This is a genomic window from Mycobacterium sp. 1245852.3, from assembly GCF_001669335.1.
Lineage (GTDB): Bacteria > Actinomycetota > Actinomycetes > Mycobacteriales > Mycobacteriaceae > Mycobacterium > Mycobacterium europaeum_A.
On the sequence record NZ_LZLL01000586.1, the window covers coordinates 1 to 5,490 of the forward strand.

At 67.5% G+C, this 5,490-nt stretch carries 5 protein-coding genes and 1 pseudogene; all 6 read left to right on the plus strand.

What is annotated here, in order from left to right; translation table 11 throughout:
- A pseudogene (locus A9W96_RS27265) lies at positions 1 to 324 on the plus strand (pyruvate dehydrogenase (acetyl-transferring), homodimeric type); the annotation flags it as partial.
- Between the two features lie 186 nt (positions 325 to 510).
- Positions 511 to 1,836, plus strand: coding sequence for a CdaR family transcriptional regulator (locus A9W96_RS27270; RefSeq protein ID WP_066881446.1), 1,326 nt, complete (start codon positions 511 to 513; stop codon positions 1,834 to 1,836).
- A 140-nt stretch (positions 1,837 to 1,976) separates the two neighbouring features.
- Complete coding sequence (locus tag A9W96_RS27275) at positions 1,977 to 2,885, plus strand: ACP S-malonyltransferase (RefSeq protein ID WP_067144390.1); 909 nt, start codon at positions 1,977 to 1,979, stop codon at positions 2,883 to 2,885.
- An 87-nt stretch (positions 2,886 to 2,972) separates the two neighbouring features.
- Positions 2,973 to 3,320, plus strand: coding sequence for a meromycolate extension acyl carrier protein AcpM (acpM, locus tag A9W96_RS27280; protein ID WP_007770614.1), 348 nt, complete (start codon positions 2,973 to 2,975; stop codon positions 3,318 to 3,320).
- Complete coding sequence (kasA, locus tag A9W96_RS27285) at positions 3,317 to 4,567, plus strand: 3-oxoacyl-ACP synthase KasA (RefSeq protein WP_067144391.1); 1,251 nt, start codon at positions 3,317 to 3,319, stop codon at positions 4,565 to 4,567. Before acpM ends, kasA begins: the two co-directional genes overlap by 4 nt.
- An 80-nt stretch (positions 4,568 to 4,647) precedes the next feature.
- Positions 4,648 to 5,490, plus strand: an 843-nt coding sequence (gene kasB / locus A9W96_RS27290; protein WP_067144392.1) for a 3-oxoacyl-ACP synthase KasB, incomplete at its 3' end; no start/stop codon positions are given.

Here is a 5,490-nt window from a genome sequence, read left to right on the forward strand (position 1 = left end):
TACGTCACCCAGGCCCTGTCGAACATCAGCGGTCCCGTCGTCGCCGTCTCGGACTGGATGCGCGCCGTCCCCGAGCAGATCCGGCCCTGGGTGCCGGGCACCTTCGTCACCCTGGGCACCGACGGGTTCGGCTTCTCCGACACCCGGCCGGCGGCGCGGCGGTACTTCAACACCGACGCCGAGTCGCAGGTGGTCGCGGTGCTCGAGGCGCTGGCGCGCGACGGCGAGATCGACCCCTCGGTGCCGGTCGCGGCCGCCCGTCAGTACAAGATCGACGACGTGCAGGCGGCCCCGGAGCAGACGTCCGACCCCGGAGTGGCCTGAACCCCGCCTGTACACGGCGTGGCCCGCGTCGAGCGTGAAGGTAGTTTCACGTTGGGCGCCGAGTGTGAAGGTAGTTTCACGCTCGACGCCCCACCGGCCGCTCAGGCCAACGCATTAAGGCGTCCTTAAGAACGCCACGCCCCGCCTTTGGCGGAAACTTCCAGAAAAGTCGCGTAGGTTTTAGGGGTGAATGACAACCCCTTCGCCGGTCCGTTCGCCAAGCAGCCCCGATCGCCGCTGGAGTTGCTCGACACGGTGCCGGAGTCGGTGCTGCGGCGGCTGAAGCAGTACTCCGGCCGGCTGGCCACCGAGGCGGTCTCGGTCATGGGCGATCGGTTGCCGTTCTTCGCCGACCTTGAAGCATCGCAGCGGGCCAGCATGGCGCTGGTGGTGCAGACGGCGATCAACAACTTCGCCGAGTGGATGCAGGACCCGCACAGCAACGTCAGCCACACCGCGCAGGCCTTCGAACTGGTGCCCCAGGACCTCGCCCGCCGCATCGCGTTGCGCCACAGCGTCGACATGGCGCGCGTGACCATGGACTTCTTCGAGGAGGTCGTCCCGCTGCTGGCCCGCTCCGAAGAGCAGCTGACGGCGCTGACGGTCGGCATCCTGAAGTACAGCCGCGACCTGGCGTTCACGGCCGCGACCGCCTACGCGAACGCGGCCGAGGCGCGCGGGGCGTGGGACAGCCGGATGGAGGCCAGCGTCGTCGACGCGGTGGTCCGCGGCGACACGGGCCCGGAGCTGCTGTCCCGCGCCGCGGCGCTGAACTGGGACACCACCGCGCCGGCGACGGTCGTGGTCGGTACCCCGGCCCCCGGGCGCGACGGATCCACCGGTCCCGACGACAGCGAACGGGCCAGCCAGCGCGTCCGCGACATCGCCGCACAGCACGGGCGCGCGGCCCTCACCGACGTGCACGGCACCTGGCTGGTCGCGATCGTGTCCGGCCAATTGTCGCCGACCGACAAATTCCTGGGCGATCTGCTGGTGGCGTTCGCCGACGGCCCGGTGGTCGTCGGGCCCACCGCGCCGATGCTGACGGCTGCCTATCACAGCGCCAGCGAGGCGATCTCCGGCATGAACGCCGTCGGTGGCTGGCGCGGCGCGCCACGTCCCGTGCCGGCGCGCGAACTGCTGCCCGAACGCGCCCTGATGGGCGATGCGTCGGCCATCGTGGCGCTGCACACCGACGTGATGGGCCCGCTGGCCGACGCGGGTCCGACGCTGATCGAAACTCTTGACGCTTACTTAGATTGTGGCGGCGCGATTGAGGCGTGTGCCAGAAAGTTGTTCGTTCATCCAAACACCGTGCGCTACCGGCTCAAGCGGATCACCGACTTCACCGGCCGCGATCCCATGCAGCCCCGTGATGCATATGTGCTGCGAGTGGCGGCGACGGTCGGCCAGCTCAACTACCCGGCCCAACCCACCAGCGCCGCCACCCACGCCATGCCTGCGGTTCCGCTGCCGGTGAAAGCGGCGGTGGCGGGGCAATTCGGAAGATAGTGACCCAGGCAACAGGTCGCGGCACGATATCAAACCCGTAGCTTACGGAGCCGTTTTGTAGGGAGTACACAAAAACCTAAGACGAGGTTCATAATCTGTTACACCCGCCAAAACCGTTTCCACAGTGTTCTCTTAAACACGTGATTGCATTGCTTGCGCCCGGACAGGGTTCGCAGACCGAGGGGATGCTCTCGCCATGGCTGGAGCTCGCCGGCGCCGCTGACCAGTTGGCGCTGTGGTCCAAGGCCAGTGGCCTCGACCTCGTGCGCCTGGGCACCACCGCATCGACCGAAGAGATCACCGACACCGCGGTCACCCAGCCGCTGGTCGTGGCCGCCACGCTGCTGGCCCACCAGGAGCTGGCCAGGCGCGGCCTGTTGTCGGACGCGGAACTGGTCGTCGCCGGCCACTCCGTCGGGGAGATCGCCGCCTACGCGATCGCCGGCGTGATCGCCGCCGACGACGCCGTCGCGCTGGCCGCCACCCGCGGCGCCGAGATGGCCAAGGCTTGCGCCGTCGAGCCGACCGGCATGTCCGCGGTGCTCGGTGGCGACGAGGGCGAGGTACTGGCCCGCCTCGAGCAGCTCGACCTCTTCCCCGCCAACCGCAACGCCACGGGACAGATCGTCGCCGCAGGCCCGCTGACCGCGCTGGAGAAGCTGGCCGAGGACCCGCCGGAAAAGGCCCGGGTGCGCGCGCTCGGGGTGGCCGGAGCGTTCCACACCAAGTACATGGCGTCGGCGCTCGACGGCTACGCCGCCGCGGCGGCCGCCGTCCAGACGTCCGAGCCCACCGCCATGCTGCTGTCCAACCGCGACGGTAAGCCGGTCGCCTCGGCGGCCGCGGCGATGGAGGCGCTGGTCTCTCAGCTGACCCAGCCGGTGCGCTGGGATCTGTGCACCGCGACGCTGCGTGACCTGGAAGTCACTGCGGCCGTGGAGTTCCCGCCCGCGGGCACGCTCACCGGTATCGCCAAACGAGAACTTCGGGGGGTTACGGCACGTGCCGTCAAGTCGCCCGCAGACCTGGACGCTTTGGCCGAGCTCTAAAGCCAGCTCGGCCAGTTGCACAACCAGTACAACCGCATATCACGTCAATTCGACTAACACACAACACATTACGAAGGGAAGAAAGCTGTGGCTGTCAGCCAGGAAGAAATCATCGCCGGTATCGCCGAGATCATCGAAGAGGTGACCGGTATCGAGCCCTCCGAGGTCACCCCGGAGAAGTCGTTCGTCGACGACCTGGACATCGACTCGCTGTCGATGGTCGAGATCGCCGTGCAGACCGAGGACAAGTACGGCGTCAAGATCCCCGACGAGGACCTCGCCGGTCTGCGCACCGTTGGTGACGTCGTCTCCTACATCCAGAAGCTCGAGGAAGAGAACCCCGAGGCTGCCGAGGCGCTGCGCGCCAAGCTGGAGACCGAGAACCCCGAGGCGGTCGCCAACGTCAAGTCGAGGCTGGAAGCGGACAGCAAGTGAGCAAGCCTTCCACTGCTAATGGCGGTTACCACAACGTTGGGGTAACCGCCGTCACGGCGACGACGTCGATCGCGCCGGACATCGAGAGCACGTGGAAGGGTTTGTTGGCCGGCGAAAGCGGCATCCACGTCCTCGAAGACGAGTTCATCACCAAGTGGGACCTGCCCGTCAAGATCGGTGGCCACCTCAAGGAGCCCATCGACGAGCACATGAGCAGGCTCGACTTGCGGCGCATGTCCTACGTCCAGCGGCTGGCGAAGTTGCTCAGCACTCAGCTGTGGGAGTCGGCCGGCAGCCCGGAGGTCGACCCCGACCGGTTCTCGGTCGTGGTCGGCACCGGTCTCGGTGGCGCCGAAAGGATCGTGGAGAGCTACGACCTGATGAACGAGGGCGGCCCCCGCAAGGTGTCGCCGCTCGCCGTTCAGATGATCATGCCCAACGGCGCCGCGGCGGTGGTGGGCCTGCAGCTGGGCGCCCGCGCCGGGGTGATCACCCCGGTGTCGGCGTGCTCGTCCGGCTCGGAGGCGATCGCGCACGCGTGGCGCCAGATCGCTATGGGTGACGCCGATTTCGCCGTCTGCGGCGGGGTCGAGGGTCCCATCGAGGCGCTGCCGATCGCGGCGTTCTCCATGATGCGGGCCATGTCCACTCGCAACGACGAGCCCGAGCGTGCGTCACGGCCGTTCGACAAGGACCGCGACGGCTTCGTGTTCGGCGAGGCCGGGGCCCTGATGATCATCGAGACCGAGGAACACGCCAAGGCCCGCGGCGCCAAGCCGCTGGCCCGGTTGCTGGGTGCCGGCATCACGTCGGACGCGTTCCACATGGTGGCGCCCGCGGCGGACGGCGTGCGCGCCGGCCGGGCAATGCAACGGTCGCTCGAGTTGGCGGGGTTGTCCCCCAAGGACATCGACCACGTCAACGCGCACGGGACGGCAACGCCGATCGGTGACACCGCCGAGGCGAACGCCATCCGGGTCGCCGGCTGCGAGCAAGCGGCGGTGTACGCACCGAAGTCGGCCCTGGGGCACTCCATCGGTGCCGTCGGGGCTCTGGAATCTGTCCTCACGGTATTGAGCCTTCGGGACGGCGTGATACCGCCAACACTCAACTACGAAACACCCGATCCCGAAATCGATCTGGATGTTGTCGCGGGCGAACCTCGCTACGGCGATTTCCAATACGCGATCAACAACTCGTTCGGGTTCGGTGGTCACAACGTGGCACTCGCCTTCGGGCGGTACTGAGTACTACGTCCGGCGACGACGCGGGCCGCAGCAGGCCCGCGGAGGAGCCGGACAACATGGAAGGAACGTTCGCAAGACCCATGACAGAGCTGGTTACCGGGAAAACGCTCCCGAACGTGGTCGTCACTGGCGTCGCCATGACGACCGCGTTGGCTACTGACGCCGAGAACACCTGGAAGCTGTTGCTGGACAGCCAAAGCGGTATCCGCAAACTCGAGGATCCATTCGTCGAGGAGTTCGACCTGCCGGTGCGCATCGGCGGACACCTGTTGGAAGAATTCGACAGCCAAATGACCCGTATCGAGCTGCGTCGGACGGGTTATCTGCAGCGGATGTCCACCATTCTGGGCCGGCGGGTCTGGGAGAACGCTGGCTCTCCCGAGGTCGATCCCAACCGGCTGATGGTCTCCATCGGCACCGGCCTGGGGTCGTCGGAAGAGATGGTCTTCAGCTACGACGACATGCGCGCTCGTGGCATGAAGGCCGTCTCTCCGCTCGGGGTGCAGAAGTACATGCCCAACGGCGCGTCGGCGGCGGTGGGCCTGGAGCGCCAGGCCAAGGCCGGCGTGATCACGCCGGTGTCGGCGTGCGCGTCGGGTTCCGAGGGGATCGCGCAGGCCTGGCGCAACATCGTCTTCGGCGAGGCCGACATTGCCATCTGCGGTGGCGTGGAAACCCGTATCGAGGCGGTGCCGATTGCGGCGTTCGCCCAGATGCGCATCGTGATGTCGACCAAAAATGACGACCCGGTGGGGGCCTGCCGCCCGTTCGACCGCGACCGCACCGGCTTCGTCTTCGGCGAGGCCGGCGCGCTGATGGTCATCGAAACCGAAGAACACGCCAAGGCCCGCGGCGCCAACATCCTGGCCCGCATCATGGGCGCCAGCATCACCTCCGACGGCTACCACATGGTCGCCCCGGAC